The 17,946-nt window shown below is 64.3% G+C and carries 17 protein-coding genes and 1 tRNA gene; 4 read left to right on the top strand and 14 right to left on the bottom strand.

Annotated elements, in window-relative coordinates; all coding sequences use genetic code 11:
• Nucleotides 1–29 precede the first annotated feature (29 nt).
• From D3F03_RS09265 to D3F03_RS09240, 6 genes are read right to left on the bottom strand one after another with little or no spacing between them, the layout of a single operon-like run.
• The gene (locus D3F03_RS09265; protein ID WP_119109080.1) at nt 30–1,433 is read right to left on the bottom strand and encodes an amidase; all 1,404 of its coding nucleotides are present in this window, start codon (nt 1,431–1,433) and stop codon (nt 30–32) included.
• Nucleotides 1,430–2,917, bottom strand: a complete 1,488-nt coding sequence (locus D3F03_RS09260; protein ID WP_119109079.1) for an ABC transporter substrate-binding protein — start codon at nt 2,915–2,917, stop codon at nt 1,430–1,432. The genes D3F03_RS09265 and D3F03_RS09260 overlap by 4 nt, the downstream gene beginning before the upstream one ends.
• On the bottom strand, nt 2,914–3,828 hold the full coding sequence (locus D3F03_RS09255) for an ATP-binding cassette domain-containing protein (protein ID WP_119109078.1): 915 nt from the start codon (nt 3,826–3,828) through the stop codon (nt 2,914–2,916). Before D3F03_RS09255 ends, D3F03_RS09260 begins: the two co-directional genes overlap by 4 nt.
• On the bottom strand, nt 3,825–5,027 hold the full coding sequence (locus tag D3F03_RS09250; protein ID WP_245960560.1) for an ABC transporter ATP-binding protein: 1,203 nt from the start codon (nt 5,025–5,027) through the stop codon (nt 3,825–3,827). The genes D3F03_RS09255 and D3F03_RS09250 overlap by 4 nt, the downstream gene beginning before the upstream one ends.
• A gap of 9 nt (nt 5,028–5,036) precedes the next feature.
• Nucleotides 5,037–5,891 carry an ABC transporter permease gene (locus D3F03_RS09245; protein WP_119109077.1) on the bottom strand — a complete coding sequence of 285 codons (855 nt, stop codon included), beginning with the start codon at nt 5,889–5,891 and terminating at the stop codon, nt 5,037–5,039.
• Nucleotides 5,888–6,850, bottom strand: a complete 963-nt coding sequence (locus D3F03_RS09240; RefSeq protein WP_119109076.1) for an ABC transporter permease — start codon at nt 6,848–6,850, stop codon at nt 5,888–5,890. The genes D3F03_RS09245 and D3F03_RS09240 overlap by 4 nt, the downstream gene beginning before the upstream one ends.
• A gap of 140 nt (nt 6,851–6,990) precedes the next feature.
• Between D3F03_RS09240 and D3F03_RS09235 the strand changes: the two genes are divergently transcribed.
• On the top strand, nt 6,991–7,245 hold the full coding sequence (locus D3F03_RS09235; protein ID WP_119109075.1) for a YfhL family 4Fe-4S dicluster ferredoxin: 255 nt from the start codon (nt 6,991–6,993) through the stop codon (nt 7,243–7,245).
• Nucleotides 7,246–7,310: 65 nt separating this feature from the next.
• On the opposite strand, the gene pth is transcribed toward D3F03_RS09235, so the two are convergent.
• The 7 genes from pth to D3F03_RS09200 form a co-directional block, all read right to left on the bottom strand.
• Nucleotides 7,311–7,922 carry an aminoacyl-tRNA hydrolase gene (gene pth, locus D3F03_RS09230; protein WP_119109074.1) on the bottom strand — a complete coding sequence of 204 codons (612 nt, stop codon included), beginning with the start codon at nt 7,920–7,922 and terminating at the stop codon, nt 7,311–7,313.
• A 123-nt stretch (nt 7,923–8,045) separates the two neighbouring features.
• Nucleotides 8,046–8,684, bottom strand: coding sequence for a 50S ribosomal protein L25/general stress protein Ctc (locus D3F03_RS09225; protein ID WP_119109073.1), 639 nt, complete (start codon nt 8,682–8,684; stop codon nt 8,046–8,048).
• A 113-nt stretch (nt 8,685–8,797) separates the two neighbouring features.
• Nucleotides 8,798–9,772 carry a ribose-phosphate pyrophosphokinase gene (locus D3F03_RS09220; protein WP_119109072.1) on the bottom strand — a complete coding sequence of 325 codons (975 nt, stop codon included), beginning with the start codon at nt 9,770–9,772 and terminating at the stop codon, nt 8,798–8,800.
• Nucleotides 9,773–9,820: 48 nt separating this feature from the next.
• Nucleotides 9,821–9,897, bottom strand: a tRNA-Gln gene (locus tag D3F03_RS09215).
• 39 nt (nt 9,898–9,936) lie between these two features.
• Nucleotides 9,937–10,788 carry a 4-(cytidine 5'-diphospho)-2-C-methyl-D-erythritol kinase gene (ispE, locus tag D3F03_RS09210; protein WP_119109071.1) on the bottom strand — a complete coding sequence of 284 codons (852 nt, stop codon included), beginning with the start codon at nt 10,786–10,788 and terminating at the stop codon, nt 9,937–9,939.
• 7 nt (nt 10,789–10,795) lie between these two features.
• A complete protein-coding gene (locus D3F03_RS09205; RefSeq protein WP_119109070.1) occupies nt 10,796–11,293 on the bottom strand; it encodes a lipoprotein insertase outer membrane protein LolB in 498 nt (165 codons plus the stop codon).
• Between the two features lie 17 nt (nt 11,294–11,310).
• The gene (locus D3F03_RS09200) at nt 11,311–13,074 is read right to left on the bottom strand and encodes a heme biosynthesis protein HemY (RefSeq protein WP_245960559.1); all 1,764 of its coding nucleotides are present in this window, start codon (nt 13,072–13,074) and stop codon (nt 11,311–11,313) included.
• A 47-nt stretch (nt 13,075–13,121) separates the two neighbouring features.
• Between D3F03_RS09200 and mutM the strand changes: the two genes are divergently transcribed.
• From mutM to mutY, 3 genes are all read left to right on the top strand, one after another.
• On the top strand, nt 13,122–13,937 hold the full coding sequence (mutM, locus tag D3F03_RS09195; RefSeq protein ID WP_119109068.1) for a bifunctional DNA-formamidopyrimidine glycosylase/DNA-(apurinic or apyrimidinic site) lyase: 816 nt from the start codon (nt 13,122–13,124) through the stop codon (nt 13,935–13,937).
• 102 nt (nt 13,938–14,039) lie between these two features.
• Nucleotides 14,040–16,019: a dynamin family protein gene (locus D3F03_RS09190; protein WP_119109478.1), complete on the top strand. Its 1,980-nt coding sequence runs from the start codon at nt 14,040–14,042 to the stop codon at nt 16,017–16,019.
• Nucleotides 16,016–17,059, top strand: a complete 1,044-nt coding sequence (gene mutY / locus D3F03_RS09185) for an A/G-specific adenine glycosylase (RefSeq protein WP_119109067.1) — start codon at nt 16,016–16,018, stop codon at nt 17,057–17,059. The genes D3F03_RS09190 and mutY overlap by 4 nt, the downstream gene beginning before the upstream one ends.
• Before the next feature lie 16 nt (nt 17,060–17,075).
• Here mutY and rapZ read toward each other — a convergent pair whose 3' ends face one another.
• Nucleotides 17,076–17,945, bottom strand: a complete 870-nt coding sequence (rapZ, locus tag D3F03_RS09180) for an RNase adapter RapZ (protein WP_119109066.1) — start codon at nt 17,943–17,945, stop codon at nt 17,076–17,078.
• Nucleotide 17,946 lies beyond the last annotated feature (1 nt).

The following is a 17,946-nucleotide window of genomic DNA, read 5'->3' as shown; positions in this document are numbered from 1 at the left end:
GCGCTAGAGGCTGTTTTGATCAATATTTTCTACCCTGGTGGCTCGGGCCAGGGGCGCTGCGGCCCGCGCAACTGCTCGAAGGCGCGCGCCACCCGCAGCACGCCCAGGTCGTCAAAGCGGGCGCCGGCAATCTGCAGGCCAATGGGCAAGCCCTCGTCGCTGTAGCCGCAGTTGATGGAGGCTGCCGGCTGCTCCGACATGTTGAACGGCACGGTGAACGCAATGTGCTCCAGCGCGCGCAGCGGGTCGTCGGTCGGGCTGGCCAGCTCGGCGGCAAAGGCGGTGATCGGCGCGACGGGCGAGAGCACATAGTCGAATGCGCTGCAGGCCGCCACGGTGGCCACGCGTGTCGCGTGGAACTGCTGGGCGGCGTGGAACACCTGGGTGCCCGAGAGGCCCGCGGCGCTGTCGGCCCAGGCCTGAATGAAGGGCAGCACGCGCGCCTTGCGCTCGGGCGGCAGGGCAGCCATGTCCAGGTGCGAGCGCATGCGCCAGAACTGGTCCATGCCGGCGAGCATCTCGGGCGCGAGGAACGGCTGCATGGGCGTGACGGTGGCGCCGGCGCTCTCGAACAGCCGGGCCGCCTGCGTGATGGCTGCGCGCACCTGCGGGTCCACGGGCAGGCCGCAGCCGGCGTCCAGCAACAAACCGATGCGCAGGCCGCGCAAATGCTCGGGGCTGCGCTCGAAGTCGTGCCAGGCAATGTCCTGCGGCGGGAGTTGCATGCTGTCGCGCGCGTCGGGCTGTGACAGCACCGCCATCATCAGCGCCGCGTCTTCCACGCTGCGCGTCATGGGGCCGGCGGCGCGGCCGGTGTAGGGCGGGTCGATGGGAATGCGGCCCAGGCTGGGTTTGAGCGAGAAGATGCCGCACCACGAAGCCGGCAGGCGCAGCGAACCGCCAATGTCGGTGCCCACATGCAAGGGCCCGTAGCCGGCGGCCGCAGCGGCGCCCGCACCCGCGCTGGAGCCGCCCGGGCCTTTGCTGAGGTCCCAGGGGTTGCGGGCGAGCGCGTGAAAGCTCGACAGGCCGGAGGAGAGCATGCCGTAGTCGGGCATGGTGGTCTTGGACACCAGCACCGCGCCGGCTTCGCGCAGGCGCGCAGCGGGCGGCGCGTCCGCCAGTGCCGGGAACAGCGGCGCGGCGGCGGTGCCCAGCGGCGTCGGATCGCCCTGCGTGGCGAGGTTGTCCTTGAGCGTCATGGGCACGCCGTCCAGCGGCGAGAGCGGGGCGCCGCGCTGCCAGCGCGCTTCGCTCTCGCGTGCCTGGACCAGCGCCAGCTCGGGCCGCAACAGCCAGGTGGCGTGCAGGTGCGGCTCCCAGCGCTCGATGCGGGCGAGCACGGCCTTGGCTACGTCGACTGGCGAAAACGCGCCAGAGGCGTAGCCCTGCTGCAAGGTGCGCGCACCGAGATTGTGCAGAGCGTCGGTCATGCCCAGGAAAGCCCGGAAAGGTCGTTGACGAAAATCGGCATGTCCTTCCACAAGCCGCGCACGCGCTGGTTGGCCACCGTGACCCACTGCGGCTGGTACAAAAAGGCATGCACGCAGTCGGTCGCCAGCAGGCGCTGCGCCTCGCCCAGCAGGCGGGCGCGGTCGGCGGGGCGGGCGGTGTGCTGGATTTTGTCGAACAGCGTGTTGAACGCCTCCGAGTGGTACTGCCAGTAGTAGTCGGGCTTGGCGAAGTTGCCCAGGTCAAAGGGCTCGACGTGCGAAATGAGCGTCAGGTCGTAGTTCTTGTTGCCGTAGGTGCCGGAGAGCCACTGCGCCCATTCCACGTTCTGCAGTTTGGCGACGATGCCCACCTGCGCCAGCTGTGCGGCGATGATTTCGCCGCCCTGGCGCGCGTAGGGCGGCGGCGGCAGCGTCATGGTGAGTTCAAGGGGTGTGCGGATACCGGCTTCTTCCAGCAGGCTTTTCGCCTTGGCGGGGTCGTAGGGGTTGATGCCGGTGGTGTCCACGTAGCCAAACGCTCCCGGCACGTAGTGGCTGCCAATCGGCACGCCATAGCCCTCGGCCGCGCCCTGGATCACGGCCTTGCGGTCGATGGCGGCGGCGATGGCGCGGCGCACGCGCACATCGGTGAGGGGCTTGCGCCCGTTGTTCATGGCCAGGATGGTCTTGGCGCGCGAGCCGCTCACCACCACCTGGTAGCGCGGCTGGCCCTTGAACTGCGCCACGCTGCGCGGCGTGACGCGGGCAAACACGTCCACGTCGCCGGCCAGCAGGGCGGCCACCTGCGCGGCCGGGTCGGAGATGAAGCGGAAGGTGGCGCGGGCAATCTGCACCTTCTTGGCATCGCGGTGCCCGGGCCAGCGCTCGAGTGTCACCGAGGCGCCGCGCCGCCACTGCGCGAGCTGGTACGGCCCCGTGCCGACCGGCTGGGTGGCGTTGCTGGCGGCGCTTTTGGGCTCGACCATGATGGCCGTGGCCTGGCCCAGCACGAAGAGGAAATCGGGGTCGATGTCTTCGTTGATCAGCACCACGGTGTGCTTATCCACCACATGCGTGCTCACCTTGGCAAAGCTGCGCTTGTCCTTGTTGGTGCTTTTGTCGCCGCCGGCACGGTCGAGCGAGAACTTCACGCTTTCGGCATTGAAGGGCTCGCCGTTGTGGAACTTGACGCCCTTGCGCAGCCTGAAGGTGGTGGTCTTGAGGTCGGGCGAGACCTCCCAGCTCTCGGCCAGCAGGGGGGAGACGCTGCCGTCGGCGTTGATCTTGGTGAGCGACTCGAAGACGTTGTAGTGCACCACTTCGCCAATCGACGAGGCGGCGTTGGCCGTCGGGTCCAGCCCCGGGGGTTCGAGCGTGAGGGCGAGCACCATGCGCGCGCCACCGTCCTTGGCCCAGGCGGACAGCGGGCCGGTGAGCGGTGCAGCGGCCAGCGTGGCGGCCAGGGCGGTGCGGCGGTTCATCATGGGGCGTTCTCCGAGGGCGGAAAAAAGGGCTTTTGTACACCAGTTGGCGCCAGCGGCATCGCTGCCACCAGAGCGCGGGTGTACGGGTGTGTGGGCGATTGAAAGAGCTGCGCGGGCGGCCCCTGCTCGACGATGCGGCCCTGGTGCAGCACAGCCACCTCGTCGCACAGGTGGTTCACCACCGCCAGGTCGTGGCTGATGAGCAGATAGGTCACGCCGAAATCGCGCGCCAGCTGCTGCATCAGGTTGAGCACCTGGGCCTGCACGGATACGTCCAGCGCGCTGACCGGTTCGTCGGCCACGATGACGCGCGGCCGCGTGATGAGCGCGCGCGCAATGGCGATGCGCTGGCGCTGGCCGCCGGAAAATTCGTGCGGGTACTGGTCCAGCGCTTCGGCGCGCAGTCCCACTTGCTCCAGCACCTCGGCGGCGCGGCGGCGCTGTTCGGTGCGGGTCGTGTCGCCTTGCGCAGCCAGGGGTTCGGCGACGGTGCGGGCAATGCGCTGGCGTGGGTCCAGTGCGCCGAAAGGGTCCTGGAACACCATCTGGATATGGCGGCGTGCGCGGCGCAGTTCGCCCGCGCCCATTTGTTGGGGGTTCTGGCCGGCCCACAGCACGCGGCCGCTGCTGGGCATGTCGAGCGCCATCACCAGCCGCGCCAGCGTGGACTTGCCCGAGCCCGAGGCGCCGACGATGCCCAGGCTCTGCCCCGCATGCAGCGTGAGGTTGATATCTTGCAGCGCCGTGACCTGTGGACGCGGCCCCCACAGCTGCGTACGCGGCAGGGCGTAGTGGTGCGCCAGGTTGCGTACCTGGAGCAGCGGCACGCCGCCATTTTCGTGCTCAAAATGGCCTCTAGCGCTTACTGCATAAGCGCTAGCAGCTATTGTTTCAGGAGTCATCGTGTTCATGGTGCATCGCCCGCCATGGCTTCTGGCCGGATGCAGCGCACGCGGTGGCCATGGCCCACATCCACCGCCGGCGGCGGCGCGGCGTGGCAGGCTTCGATGGTGAAGGCGCAGCGCCCGGCAAAGGGGCAGCCCGGCGGCAGCGCCTGCAGGGATGGCACGCTGCCGGCAATGGTGGGCAGGGGCGGGCGCAGCGCGGCGCGGGTGCTCGCGTGGCTGCCTAGGAGCCTGTCGGACTTGGAAATCGTCGGCTGCAAATCTGCCGCAGCGGTCCATTTTTGGCTTCGCCGCTCTTCGAGAACACCGTCTTTTTGCCCCATAGCCGGGCTATGGGGCTGCAAATCCGGCAAAAACTGCCCTCGCTGGGGCTGATTTTGGTGAAACCTCCGGTTTTCGCTTTCGACGCTCCAAGTCCGACAGACTCCTAGCACCGGGCGGGCCGCGAGCAGGCCACGCGTGTACGGGTGGGCCATGCGGGCGAAGACCTCTTGCGTTGGGCCGGCCTCGACGACGGTGCCGCCGTACATCACCAGCATGTTGGCCGTGTGCCGTGCTACCACGGCCAGGTCGTGGGAGATCAGCAGCAGCGCCATGCCGCGCTCGGCCACCAGTTCAGCCAGCAGGGCGAGAATTTGCGCCTGCACTTCGGTGTCCAGCGCGGTGGTGGGTTCGTCGGCCACCAGCAGATCCGGCCCGCAGGCGAGCGCCATGGCAATGCAGATGCGCTGGCGCTGGCCGCCCGAAAACTCGTGCGGGTAGCCGTCCATGCGGCGTGCGGCGTCGGCAATGCCGACGCGCTCCAACAAGATTTTCGCCTCCTTGCGCGCCTGGCTGCGCGCAAGGCCTTGGTGGATGCGCAGCGGCTCGGCCACCTGGTCGCCCACGCGGTGCAGCGGGTTGAGCGCGGCCATGGGCTCCTGGAACACCATGGCGATGCGGTTGCCGCGCAGGGCGCACAGGGCGCTCTCGCCAAGCCCCACCAGTTCCTGCCCGCCCAGGCGCATGCTGCCGCTCACACTGGCGCCCTCGGGCAGCAGGCCCATCAGCGCCAGCGCGGTCAGCGATTTGCCGCAGCCCGATTCGCCAATCAGGCCCAGGGTGCCGCCGGCAGGCAGCGAGAAGTCGATGCCGCGCACGGCGTCCACCGTGCCGTACGGCGTGGCGAGCGCAATACGCAGGTTCAAGACGGTGAGGAGCGACATCGAGTTTTCTCAGCGGGAACGGGCCAGGCGCGGATCAAGTAAGTCGCGCAGGCCGTCGCCCAGCAGGTTCAAGCCCAGTACCGCACAGGCAATGGCCGCACCGGGCCACACGGCCAGCAGCGGCGCCTGGTACATCAATGTTTGCGCATCGGCCAGCATGCGGCCCCACGATGGCTGCGGCGGCTGCGTGCCCAGGCCCAGGTAAGACAGCGCCGCCTCGGCCAGAATCGCCAGCGCAAACTGCACCGTGGCCTGCACGATGAGGGCAGAGGCGATGTTGGGCAGCACATGCTCCAGTGTGATGCGGAGTATCCCCTTGCCGCAGGCGCGCGCCGCCAGCACGTAGTCGCGCGACCACACACCGAGCGCCCCCGCGCGCGCCACGCGGGCAAACACCGGAATGTTGAAAATGCCAATGGCCGCAATGGCGTTGACCAGCCCTGCGCCCCAGGCCGCCGTGAACAAGATGGCCGAGAGCACCGCCGGGAAGGCGAAGCTGAAATCGGCCAGCCGCATCACCAGTTCTTCGACCCAGCCGCGCCGCGCGGCGGCCAGCAGGCCGAGCGCGGTGCCCACCACCAGCCCAATGCCTACGGCCACCAAGCCGGCCAGCAGGCTGCTGCGCGCGCCCACCAGCAGCAGCGAGGCCACATCGCGGCCAAAGGCATCGGTGCCCAGCCAGTGCGCGCCGCCAGGCGGTGCCAGGCGCTGCGCCATGTCCATGGCGTAGGGCGACCAGGGCGTCCACCATAGCGATAAGAGCGCTGCACCCAGCACCAGCAGCGCCAGCAGGCTGCCCGCTAGAAAGCTGGGGTGGCGCAGCGCGCGCTGCCAAGGGCGGCGGGGAAGGGCGCGGCCGCTCATGCGGCGCGGCGGGCGAGCCGCGGATCAATGAACGCGGCCAGCACGTCCACCGCAAAATTGACGACAACCACCATGCCGGCCAGCAGCAGAACGCAGTTGCGCACCACAATCACGTCGCGGTTGGCGATCGACTGGAACACCAGCCGCCCCAGGCCCGGCAGAGCAAACACGTTCTCGACCACGATGGTGCCCGCCAGCAGCCCGGCAAATTGCAGGCCCATCACGGTGAGCACGGGCACCAGGGCGTTCCTCAGCACATGGCGCCACAGCGCGGCGCGGCGGGAGAGTCCCTTGGCGCGTGCGGTGCGCACGAAATCCTCGCGCAGCACTTCGAGCAGGGCCGAGCGCGTGATGCGCGCCAGGATCGCTCCCTGCACCACGGCCAGCGCCACAGCGGGCAGCAGCAGGGCCTGCAGCGCCGGCCAGAAACCGCCGCCCTCCTGGGCCTGCCAGCCCGGGAAGCCCCCCGCCGGCAGCCATTGCAGGCGCACCGCAAACAGCAGGATCAAAAGAATAGCCAGCCAGAAATTGGGCACTGCAATGCCGAGCTGCACCAGCGCCATCACGCCGGTGTCGCCCGCGCGGTTGTGGTGCGCGGCGGCAAACATGCCCGCGGCAAGTGCCATGGCCACGGCCAGCGCCATCGCGATCAGCGCCAGCGGCACGGTGACCGCCAGCCGCTCGGCCACCAATTCGCCCACGGGGCTGCCGTAGGCATAGCTCTCGCCCATGTCGCCGTGCAGCAGGCCTTGCACCCATGTGCCATAGCGCTGCCAGGCGGGTTGGTCGAGCCCCAGCTGGCGCGCCAGCTCGGCAACGGCCTCGGGTGCGGCGTCCGGCCCCATCATGGTTTGTGCGGCGTTGCCCGGCAGCACATCGAGCACGACGAACACCACGGCGGACGCGGCGGCGAGCGTGAGCAGCAAGGTGACAAAGCGACGCAGAAGGAACAGGCGCATGGAGGTACGGGCCAGAACGGCAAACTCTACGTCTGCAGCTTAACGGCAAAGCCAGCACGCTCTGTAGTGCGTTGGCCCGCACGGGATAATCCACGCTTTTGCGGGCAGCGCGATGCCCGGCATCACCCACGGAGTGCGCAATGGCCTTGAGGATCACCGACGAATGCATCAACTGTGACGTCTGCGAGCCCGAATGCCCGAACCAGGCCATCACCATGGGACCGGAGATCTATGAGATCGACCCGCACAAGTGCACCGAGTGCGTGGGTCATTTCGACCAGCCGCAGTGCGTGGAGGTTTGCCCAGTGGCCTGCATCCCCGTCGATCCGGCGCATGTCGAGAGCCGGGAAACGCTGTGGCAGAAATTCCAGCGTTTGCAGGAAGCCAAGGTATAAAAGTTAGGTGTTTTAGACCTCTAGCACTTATGCAGTAAGCGCTAGAAGCTATAAGAATAATAGTATCAAGCGGACTCGACAGGCCGGGGTGGTTTGGGCCTGGGCGGCTTGGTGGTGTGGATCTGCTGCGCCGCCTTGTCCATGTCGGCCGCCAGCAATGCAGGCCAGGCCTTGAGCGAGTGGGCGATGCTGTCTTCGATCAGCGTGCGCTGCTCCTGTGGCGGGCGCTTGAGCACCCAGTTGGCCACCTCGGCACGATCACCCGGGTGCCCAATGCCGATGCGCAGCCGCCAGTAGTCGGGCGTGCCGAGCTGCGCGTGGATGTCGCGCAGCCCGTTGTGGCCCGCATGCCCGCCGCCGCGCTTGAGCTTGGCCTGGCCGGGCTGCAAGTCCAGTTCGTCGTGCACGACCAGCACCTCGTTCGGCGCAATCTTGAAAAAACGCGCCAGTGCCGCAACCGCCTTGCCCGAGAGGTTCATGAAGGTCTGTGGCTCCAGCAGCCATACCGGCTGGCCATCGACTGTGGCACGCGCGGCCAGACCCCAGTAGCTGCGTTCGGGCACCAGTTGCACCTTGAGTTCGCGCGCCAGCGCGTCCACCCACCAGAAGCCCGCGTTGTGCCGCGTGGCCTCGTATTCCGGGCCTGGGTTGCCCAGGCCCACCACCAGTTTGATCATGGCAAGGATTATCCGCAGCGAGAGGTGTGCTGGCGGTGTGTGCCAGCACAATGACAAACGGCCCACGCGGGGTGGGCCGTTGCGGGCCAGCCGCATGCTGCGACTGGCAAGGCGAAGAAGCGATTACTTCTTCTTGCCCTTGCCCTTGGCAGGAGCTGCATCGGCAGCCGCTGCGTCGGCGGCAGGCGCTTCCTCGATGACCAGAGGCGGGATGGCGGTCACCACGACCGGGTTGTTGGCAGAACCCTTGGTCACGGCGTTGACGCCCTTGGGCAGCTTGATGTCCTTCAAGTGCAGCGACGAGCCTTTCTTCAGCTCGCTCAGGTCCACGGTGATGAATTCGGGCAGCTCGGAGGGCATGCAGGCCACGTCCAGCTCGGTCACCACGTGGTTGACCGTGCAATGGTCTACTTTCATGGCAGGCGATTCTTCCGCATTGATGAAGTGCAGTGGCACCTTCATGTGCAAACGGGTCTTGGCGTCCACGCGCTGGAAGTCCACGTGCAGCACGAGCTGTTTGTAGGGGTGGTACTGCACGTCGCGCAGCAGCACTTTGCTCGTGGCGCCGGCAATTTCCATTTCGAGCACGCTCGAATGAAAGGCTTCCTTCTTGAGGGCGTGCCACAAAGCGTTGTGGTCCAGCTCAATGGCTTGGGGTTCAGCAGCACCGCCGTAGACGATGCCGGGCGTGCGGCCCGAATTGCGCAGACGGCGGCTCGCACCCGTACCTTGCTTGGCGCGCTCAAAAGCGACGAAGTTCATAGTTCTCTCCGAAATGAAGTGCACCGCGACCAGTGTCACTTCCGGTTGGTTGGTGGGCCGCCTGATAGGCTGCCCGGCTTCTTGTCACGAATCAGAAAAGGTTTTGTAGAAATCTAAAAAAGATTTTCCTGATCCGAGAACAAACTCATGACCGAGTCGCCGCGGGCAATGCGCTGGATCGTCTCGGCGAACAGCGGAGCCACGGAAACCTGGCGAATCTTGGGGCAGGCGCGTGCCGCCTCGCTCAAGGGAATGGTGTTGGTGACGACGACTTCGTCGAGTGCGGCGCCTTGCGTGATGCGCTCGATGGCCGGACCTGAAAAAATCGGGTGCGTGCAATAGGCGTAGACCTTCTTGGCGCCGCGCTCCTTGAGCACTTCGGCCGCTTTGACCAAGGTGCCCGCGGTGTCGATCATGTCGTCCATGACGACGCAGTTGCGGCCTTCGATTTCGCCGATGACGTGCATCACCTCGGACACGTTGGCCTTGGGGCGGCGCTTGTCGATGATGGCCAGATCGCAATTGAGTTGCTTGGCCAGTGCCCGGGCGCGCACCACGCCGCCGACGTCGGGCGAGACGACGATGAGGTCGTGGTAGTCCTTCTGGCGCAGATCGCCCAACAGCACGGGCGAGGCGTAAATGTTGTCGACCGGGATGTCGAAGAAACCCTGAATCTGGTCGGCATGCAAATCCATGGTCAGCACGCGGGCTACACCGACGGCTTGCAGCATGTTGGCCACGACCTTGGCGCTGATCGGCACGCGGGTCGAGCGCGGCCTGCGGTCTTGCCGGGCGTAGCCGAAATAGGGAATGACGGCGCTGATGCGCTCGGCCGACGCGCGCTTGAGCGCATCGACCATGATGAGCAGTTCCATCAGGCTGTCGTTGGTCGGCGCGCAGGTGGACTGCACGACGAACACATCCCGTGCGCGCACGTTCTGCTTGATTTCCACGGTCACTTCGCCGTCGGAGAAGCGTCCTACATGGGCGGCGCCGAGGCCGATGCCGAGATGCTGTGCGATTTCAGCGGCAAGCTGCGGATTGGCGTTGCCGGTGAAGACCATGAAATCGGGGTGGTTGGCCTGCATGAGCGTCCCAGCTTTTAGAAAATATTGTCCGTATTCGGGACAAGCATTTGGCAGGGGAGAAAGGATTCGAACCTTTGCATGCTGGAATCAAAATCCAGTGCCTTAACCAGCTTGGCGACTCCCCTACACAGGTGCACAACCATAGGTGGCTGTGTACCCAAAACTCATTCCGTTGCCCAACCTGCCAGAGGGTGAACCAACAGATTATCGCAAACCTTCACCTGCCATACACCGGGTGGTGCGGGTAGATGAGCAGCATGCGATGCGGCTGCAAACACCGCACTTCCAGAGCCTGTCATTCTGCCATGTAATCCCTGAGCCATCAGCCAATCAAGGGCTTGAGCAAGCTCGGGGCACAGCATCTCGGCGATGCCCTGCAAGTCGTTTCGGCCAAAGCCAAATGGGTCTGCAGCAAAGCCTGAGATTCTAGCATTGCCAGAATAATCTTTTGCCGTTATTTGAGAAAAAATTCTTGATGTGGGTAGTCCGGCTTCGGGTTTTACGACCACAAAGCGTTGCGGCGGGAGAGCTTTGGGTCCTTCAAGAGGGGTTAGCTGCTCGCCAATCCCTTCGACCCAGGCGTTGGATCCGCAGAGAAAAAAAGGGACGTCGGCACCCAGTGGGGCCGCCAGGGTCATCAGCTCCCGGCGACTGAGCCCCAGGTCCCAGAGACGGTTGAGCGCGAGCAGGGTGGTCGCCGCATCCGAAGAACCGCCGCCCATACCCGCCTGTGCAGGGATGCGTTTGAGCACGCCAATGTGCACACCAAGGGGGCAATGGCAGGCCTGCTGCAGGGACCGTGCCGCACGCACGCTCAGATCGTCTTCAGGCAGATCGCCTGCCAAATCTTCGCGCGTGATGCGGCCGTCCGGCCGCAGCTCGAAGTGCAAGGTGTCGCACCAGTCGATCAGCATGAACGCCGATTGCAGCAGGTGGTAGCCGTCCGGGCGCTTGCCCGTGATGTGCAGAAAGAGATTGAGCTTGGCAGGAGCGGGAACGTCGTACAGGCTTTGCATACCGGGCTCAGTGGTCGAGCGCAATGCGCAAAGTGGCGCGGGGCAGGGGCTGGGCGCGCACCGCAGTGAGGCGACCGTCATTGATCTGGCTCAGGTCGGCCTGCCAGTCGGCGGCTGTGGCTGCATCGCCACGCAGCCAGGCGAACAAGGCTTGGATGGGAATTGTGCTGCCCAGGGCGTCGCGGAGCAGTGCATCGAGGGAATCGGCCGTTTGCACGCCGTGGGATGATCGGAGTTCGGCATGTCCCGGTGCCCAGCGCAACGCTGCCAGCACCGTGCCAAGCGGGGTGCTGAGCGCCAAATTGCCGTGCTCAGGCCCGCCTTCGAGAACAAATAGGCCGGAAAACGATTGCCCCGCATCTCCTTCCACGGTCAGGGCCATGCGGCCGCTCCATAGGTCGGGTGCGTTGGTACTCACGGCGGTGCGTGGGGGCAGGGCGCAGGCCGCCAGCAGCAGCGTGATCAGCAAGGCGCCGACCCAGCGTGGCCACGGCAGGGGCCGCATCAATGCCGCTTGTGGCGTCAAAGTGCAACGCCCAGTCGCTTGAGCGTCTCCAGCAGCGTGGTATTTTTGGCGTCGCTGCGCAGGCCTTCGCGCCAGATGGCCTGCGCGCGCTCATGATCGCCTGCAGCCCAAAGCACTTCACCAAAATGGGCCGCTATTTCTGGGTCTTTGCGGGCGGCAAAAGCACTTTCGAGAAGTTCCAGGGCGCGCTGTTTGTTGCCTGAGCGAAACTCCACCCAGGCCAGACTGTCGGTGATGAAAGGATCCCCCGGGGCCAGGCGCAGAGCGGTTTCCACCAGCTTGCGCGCCTCGGCCAGATGAATGCCGCGTTCGGCAAAAGAGTAGCCCAGCGCGTTGTACGCATGGTGAAAGTCGGGTCTGGCGGCAATGAGCTTGCGCAGCAGGCGTTCCATGGTGGCGTGGTCCCCCGCCTTTTCCGCCAACATGGCCTGGTCATAAAGCAGATCGGGGTCACTAGGCGCTTGCTTGACCAATTCACCCTGCAGGGCATAGGCGTCGGCATATTGCCCGTTGTCGCGCAGCAACTGCACTTCGGCCACCAGCTTGCGCCGTTTCTCTTCGGGGGAGTTGTCGGGCAAGCTTTGGATCAGCGCGCGAGCATACGAGAGCTTGCCGCGCCGCGCCAACAGCGAGGCACGGCGAACCTGAACGTCAAAGCGCGAGTCGGCGTCGCTGATTTTCGCCAACCACGCCTCTGCCTCGTCCAATTGGCCCCGTTTTTCGGCGATTTCGGATTGCAGCAGATAGGTTTGCGATTTTGCGGCATCTTTCTCTGGTGAATCTGCCATGCTGCTCGCCGCTTGTGCAAAGCGGGCCAGCGAGGCTTCTGCTCCGTCGGTCTCTCCGTTCTGCACTTGCAGGGCCGCAAGTGCCAGCCAGGGCTGGGAGAGTTCGGGATGCTCCTTGGTCACCGTTTCAATCTGGGCTTGGGCAAGCGAATAGCGCTGCAGTTCGAGCAGCACCCGTGCGTAGGTCATGTGAAGCTGCGCCGAGCGGCTGCTGGAGAACGCTCTTTGCACCAGTGCGTCGGCACCCACTACTTTGGCTTCCAGCAAATCCAGTGCAAATGAGGCCAGCTCGTCTGAATCAGGGGCAAGTGCGGCGGCTTGTTCTGCCGCCGCTAGTGCCCCGGCGGCGTCGCCCGCAACCAGCAATGTGCGGCCGCTGGAGACCAGGGCCGCAGGACCGAGAGCAGGATCGGCGAAATAAGGCTTCAGTGCTTCGGATACGACCGTTGCCGCCAGCGCCTTGTCGCTCGCCCGCCGGTACAAGAGTGGCAGCGAAAGCACCAATCCTTGTCGCGCCGAGGGCTCAGCGGTGCTCAGGAACTGTGCCAGCGGCGCAGCCGTCTCTGCCGTACGGTTCAGTGCCAGCAAGATCTGCAACAGATAGCGCTGTGCCGTATGCGATGTCGGCCAGGCGTCTACCCAGGCGTGCGCTGCCGCAAGCGCAGCCTCTCCGGAGCGCGATTGCAGTGCGATGTCCGTGGCGCGCTGAAACAGTTTTTCGTCCTGATTGCGGCGTGCAGCTTCGAGCAGCAGCGAGTAGCCTGCACCCGGGTCCCCTGAACGGGCGGAGAGCTCGCCAGTAAAGATTTCATAAAACAGTTCGGCGTCGAGTTCTGCGCCGTTCTCTTGTGCCGTGGGAGCGCTGGCGGTAGGCAGAGAAGTAGCCGGTGGTGTGTTCTGCGCCTGAACGGCGCACGCCGCCAGGGAGCAGGCCAGCAGCGGGGCCGCCAGAAGACGTAAGGAGGAAGGCATCAAGCCATAATAATCCATGCGAAACCCTTGTCTGTACACGCGTTCCTATGCCCGAGTTGCCTGAGGTCGAAGTCACCCGGCGCAGCTTTGCGGACCGCATTGCAGGCGCCCGGATTGTGGACGCAACGCTTGGAAAGCCGCTGCGCTGGCCTCTGGGCTGCAGCCTCGAATCCTTGGTGGGGCGACGTGTTACCTGTGTGGACCGACGCGGCAAATACCTTCTCCTGCGCCTGGATCAAGGGCTCCTGCTCGTGCACCTGGGCATGTCGGGCAGTCTGTCGTTCGCGCTGAATCTGCCGCCCAGTGGGCCGCACGACCATTTTGATTTGCAGACCGATCGCGGGCATCTGCGTTTGCATGACCCACGCCGCTTTGGTGCAGTAGTCTGGGCGCCGGACGATGATGCTCCCGTGCTGCGCAAATTGCTGGGCCACCTCGGTGTAGAGCCGCTTTCAGAGGTTTTTTCTCTGGCGGACTTCAGTGCCGGACTGAAGTCCAGCCGGGCGCCCATCAAGCAAGTACTGTTGTCGGGAAAGCTGGTTGTCGGAGTTGGGAACATTTATGCCTCAGAGGCACTTTTCCTAGCCGGCATTCGGCCCACCACGCAGGCCAGACGTATTGGACCGCTGCGCGCCAAGCGCTTGCATGCGGCCATCCGCTCGGTTTTGGCCGAGGCCGTTGCGGCAGGCGGAAGCACCTTGCGGGATTTCCAGTCGGCCGATGGCAGCGCGGGGCACTTCCAGCTCAGTGCCCATGTGTATGGCCGGGCAGGCGCGCCCTGTCATACTTGCGCCGCGCCCATCAAAATGGTGCGGCAGGGGCAGCGCAGCAGTTTTTATTGCCCCGTTTGCCAAAGGCCGTGATGCGAGGATGCAACGTCTGCAGCAGACGAATGCGTGCCATGGCAACGATGCACTATATTTTGACGACGCGTCTTGCGTTGCACTGACAACCCGAAAGCCACCGTGGGACCTTCTTTCAACGAGCAATTCGAGCAACACGACGTATGGCGGCGCGATTTTTCGCGTCGGCTGCGCCAGTTGGCCGACTGGTTGTCGTCTCACGATCTGATGGACGAGTCGGTGCGCGAGAGAATGCAGCGGCTCGAAGCGCAGGTTCGCACCGACAAAGTCATGGTGGCTTTTGTCGCGGAATTTTCACGCGGTAAATCTGAGCTCATCAATGCGATTTTCTTTGCCGGCTATGGGCGGCGCATCATGCCGGCAAGCGCTGGGCGCACCACCATGTGTCCGACCGAATTGGGATATGACGCGGCCCTGGCGCCCACCCTGCGACTGTTGCCGATAGAGACACGCCTGTCGCCCAGGGGGCTGGCCGATTGGCGCGCCTTGCCTGACAGCTGGCGGGAGATCGCCCTGGATGCCAATGATGGCGCGCAAATTGCTGCCGCCATCGCAAAGGTGGCGGAGGTGCGTGCTGTCAGCGTAGACGAAGCGCGCTCCCTCGGGTTTTGGCACGACGAATTGCCTCAGGAAAATCCACCGCAAACGGCAGAGGGCCTGGTGGAAGTTCCGAGGTGGCGCCATGCCATCGTTAATCTGCCCCATCCCTTGCTGCAGCACGGCTTGGTGATTCTTGATACGCCAGGCCTGAATGCAATCGGCGCCGAGCCGGAATTGACCGTCAACCTGATTCCGCAAGCCCACGCGGTAGTCTTTATTCTTGCGGCGGACACCGGAGTCACCCGATCCGATCTCGCCATCTGGCGCGAGCATCTTGCAGGCACTTCCGACAGCGCGGAAGCACGTCTGGTGGTTCTCAACAAGATTGACACCCTGTGGGACACATTGAGTTCGGCCGAACAAGTGCGGGCGCAACTCCAGCGTCAGCGCCTAAGCTCGGCGGAAACTCTTGGAGTTGCTCCCGAGCAGGTGCTGCTGGTTTCGGCACAGAAAGGATTGGTAGCAAAAATCTCCTGCGACGACGTCATGCTGGAGTCGAGTGGCTTGCCCGAACTCGAAGATGCGCTGGCCCAGGGCATCATGGGTCAGCGGCAGAGCATTTTGCGCTCTGCCATTGGCGTTGCCCTGGCGGGGGTACGCAGTGAGACAGCGCGCGTGCTCAATATCCGCCGCCGCGATCTGGATGACCAAATGATCGAATTGGGCAGTCTGCGGGGAAAGAATGCGGCCGTCATTGCGGCGATGCGCCAGCGCATCGAGCATGAGCGTGACGAATTTGGGCAATGTGCCGCCAAAATACAGGCGGTTCGCGCCGTGCACCTCAAGTTGTTGCGAGACATCTTTGATCGCTTGAGCGCCAAGGCTCTGAAAGGGCTGCTTGCAGATCTGGTGCACGCGCTGCGGCAAAAGGGCCTCAAGCTAGGTGTCAAGAAACACTATGCGGATACCTTCGATCGCTTGCGTGGTGTGCTTGACGAGGCACAGGCCAACGCCACGGAAGTCCAGGCCATGCTGGCGGGCACTTTTCGGCAATTGAACGCGGAGTTCGGGTTTTCTCTGCAGGTTCCGCAACCAATTCAGTTGGATCAGTTTGTGCTCGATCTGGTTCGCATTGAACGCAGTCATGTGCAATACCTCAATGTGGGCAATGTCTTGAAGCTGGTGCAGTCGGAATTTGCCGAGCGACTTGCCCGTGCGCTCTCGACGAGGTTGCGTGCCATCTACGAGTCTGCAGCCAACGACCTGGAGCTGTGGAGCAATGCGGCGATGGCGCAGCTGGATGCTCAGTTGCGCGAGCGCAAGCGAAGTTTCAGCAGACGGATCGATGCGGTGGACCGCATACAGGCTGCCGCTTCTGGCTTGGAAGAACGCATTGCCGAAATTGAAGAGGGCCAACAGGCTCTGGACAGTCTGAGTGAGCAGTTGGAATCCCTTACGCTGTCCCTGCGGTCGTTCTCCGAGCCTTTGAGTGACGACGACGCATCGGCTTCAACTCCGTTGCCGCTTCCAGTGCAGGCATGACGCTTGGCCAGGGGTTTGCGCAGGCTGTCGTGAGTTGGCAGCAACAGCATGGGCGTCGTGCGCTACCTTGGCAAAACACGCGCGACCCGTACCGCGTATGGCTCTCGGAAATCATGCTGCAACAAACGCAGGTGGTTACGGTGCTTGGCTATTACAGCCGGTTTCTGGAGCATTTTCCCGATGTGGGCGCCTTGGCTGCTGCGCCTGAGGATGCGGTGCTTGCGCTGTGGAGCGGGTTGGGCTACTACAGCCGGGCGCGCAACCTCCACAAGGCCGCGCAGAGGGTAGTTTTGAAGCACGGCGGGAAATTTCCGGACACTGCGGCACAGTTGGCGCAGCTGCCGGGCGTAGGGCGTTCCACTGCGGCCGCCATTGCAGCTTTCTGCTTCGATGAACGGGTGCCAATTCTGGATGCCAACGTCCGGCGCGTCCTCACCCGTTTTCTTGCGTTCGAGCACGATCTCGCTCGCCCTGCCAATGAACGGGCCCTTTGGGCGCTGGCCGCCGAGATGGTTCCCCAGGCTGCCAGTGATATGCCGGCTTACACGCAAGGCATGATGGATTTGGGAGCCTCGGTCTGCACGTCACGTCGGCCGTCTTGCGGTACCTGTCCCTTGGCGATGGCGTGTGCTGCACGGCGCAGCGGCAATGTGGAGCAGTTTCCTGTGCGCTCACGCAAGGTGCTGCGCAAGCAGGAAAGCTGGTGGCTCTTGGTTTTGCGCGATGCGAGCGGGCGCATCTGGTTGCAGCGGCGGCCTGCGCCTGGCATATGGGCTGGGCTTTACTGCACGCCTGTGTTTGCTGACGAGATGGCCTTGCGCGCGCATGCCGCACGCTGGGGCGCCGCCGAAATCGAAAATATGGTGCCATTTCGGCATGCACTTACGCACCGCGAACTGGTGCTGCACCCGGTGCGGTTAGGCTTGTTCGAAGGCCGGTGTACCGCGCAAGAGGCAGAAGGTGCCTGGTTCACACCCGAAGAATGGCCGGTGTTAGGCCTGCCCGCCCCTGTACGCATTTTGTTGGAAAACGGTGCATGAGGTACTGCACGGCGCCTCATGCGTTCTGCGTATCGAGTTCCCGGTGGCGCGTCACAGTGGGCCAGCGGCTGGCAAAGCGCTTCGACAGATGTTCGACCAGGTACACGGAGCGGTGTTGCCCGCCTGTGCAGCCAATGGCAACGGTCACGTAGCTGCGATGGTTTTGCGCAAGGGCATCCAGCCATTCAGACAGAAACCGCGCAATGTCGGTTTCCATGCGCGCGACCTCGGTATGCGCGGCCAGAAAATCAATGACGGGCCCATCTCGACCCGTCAGGTCGCGCAGGGCGGCTTCGTAATGTGGGTTGGGAAGCATGCGCACGTCGAATACATAGTCCGCATCCAGGGGAACGCCGCGTTTGAAAGCAAACGACTGGAAGACCAGGGACAGCGGATTGGGCGGCTTCGCCATCAGGCTCTTGATGTAGCTTTGCAGCTGCGATGCGCGGATGGTGCTGGTATCGACCACCTGCGCGCTTTCGCGCAAATCGGCCAGCAGCTCGCGCTCAAGTTCAATGACCTGCATCAGTCCGCGCGGCCCCTGGGGAGACATGCTGTCCGTCAGTGGATGGCGCCTGCGTGTTTCTGAAAAACGGCGCACCAGCGTATCGGTATTGGCATCCAGAAAGACGGAGTGCACCGTGCAGCCCTGCGCGCGCAACTCACGCAGTTTCTCGGGCACCATCGGCAAGGAGGTGCGGCTGCGCACATCCATGGCAATGGCGAAACGATTGCCATGGTGGGCGTGTTCCAGCGCAACGAAACTCAAAAGCAGCTCGGGTGGCAGGTTGTCCACGCAGTAATAACCTGCATCCTCGTAGGCGCGCAGGGCCACCGATTTGCCCGAACCGGACATGCCCGTAATCAAGACGATTTCAATGGCCACT

Source organism: Simplicispira hankyongi (genome assembly GCF_003570885.1).
GTDB classification, from domain to species: Bacteria; Pseudomonadota; Gammaproteobacteria; order Burkholderiales; family Burkholderiaceae_C; genus Simplicispira; species Simplicispira hankyongi.
This window is presented reverse-complemented; position numbering and strand designations above follow the sequence as displayed.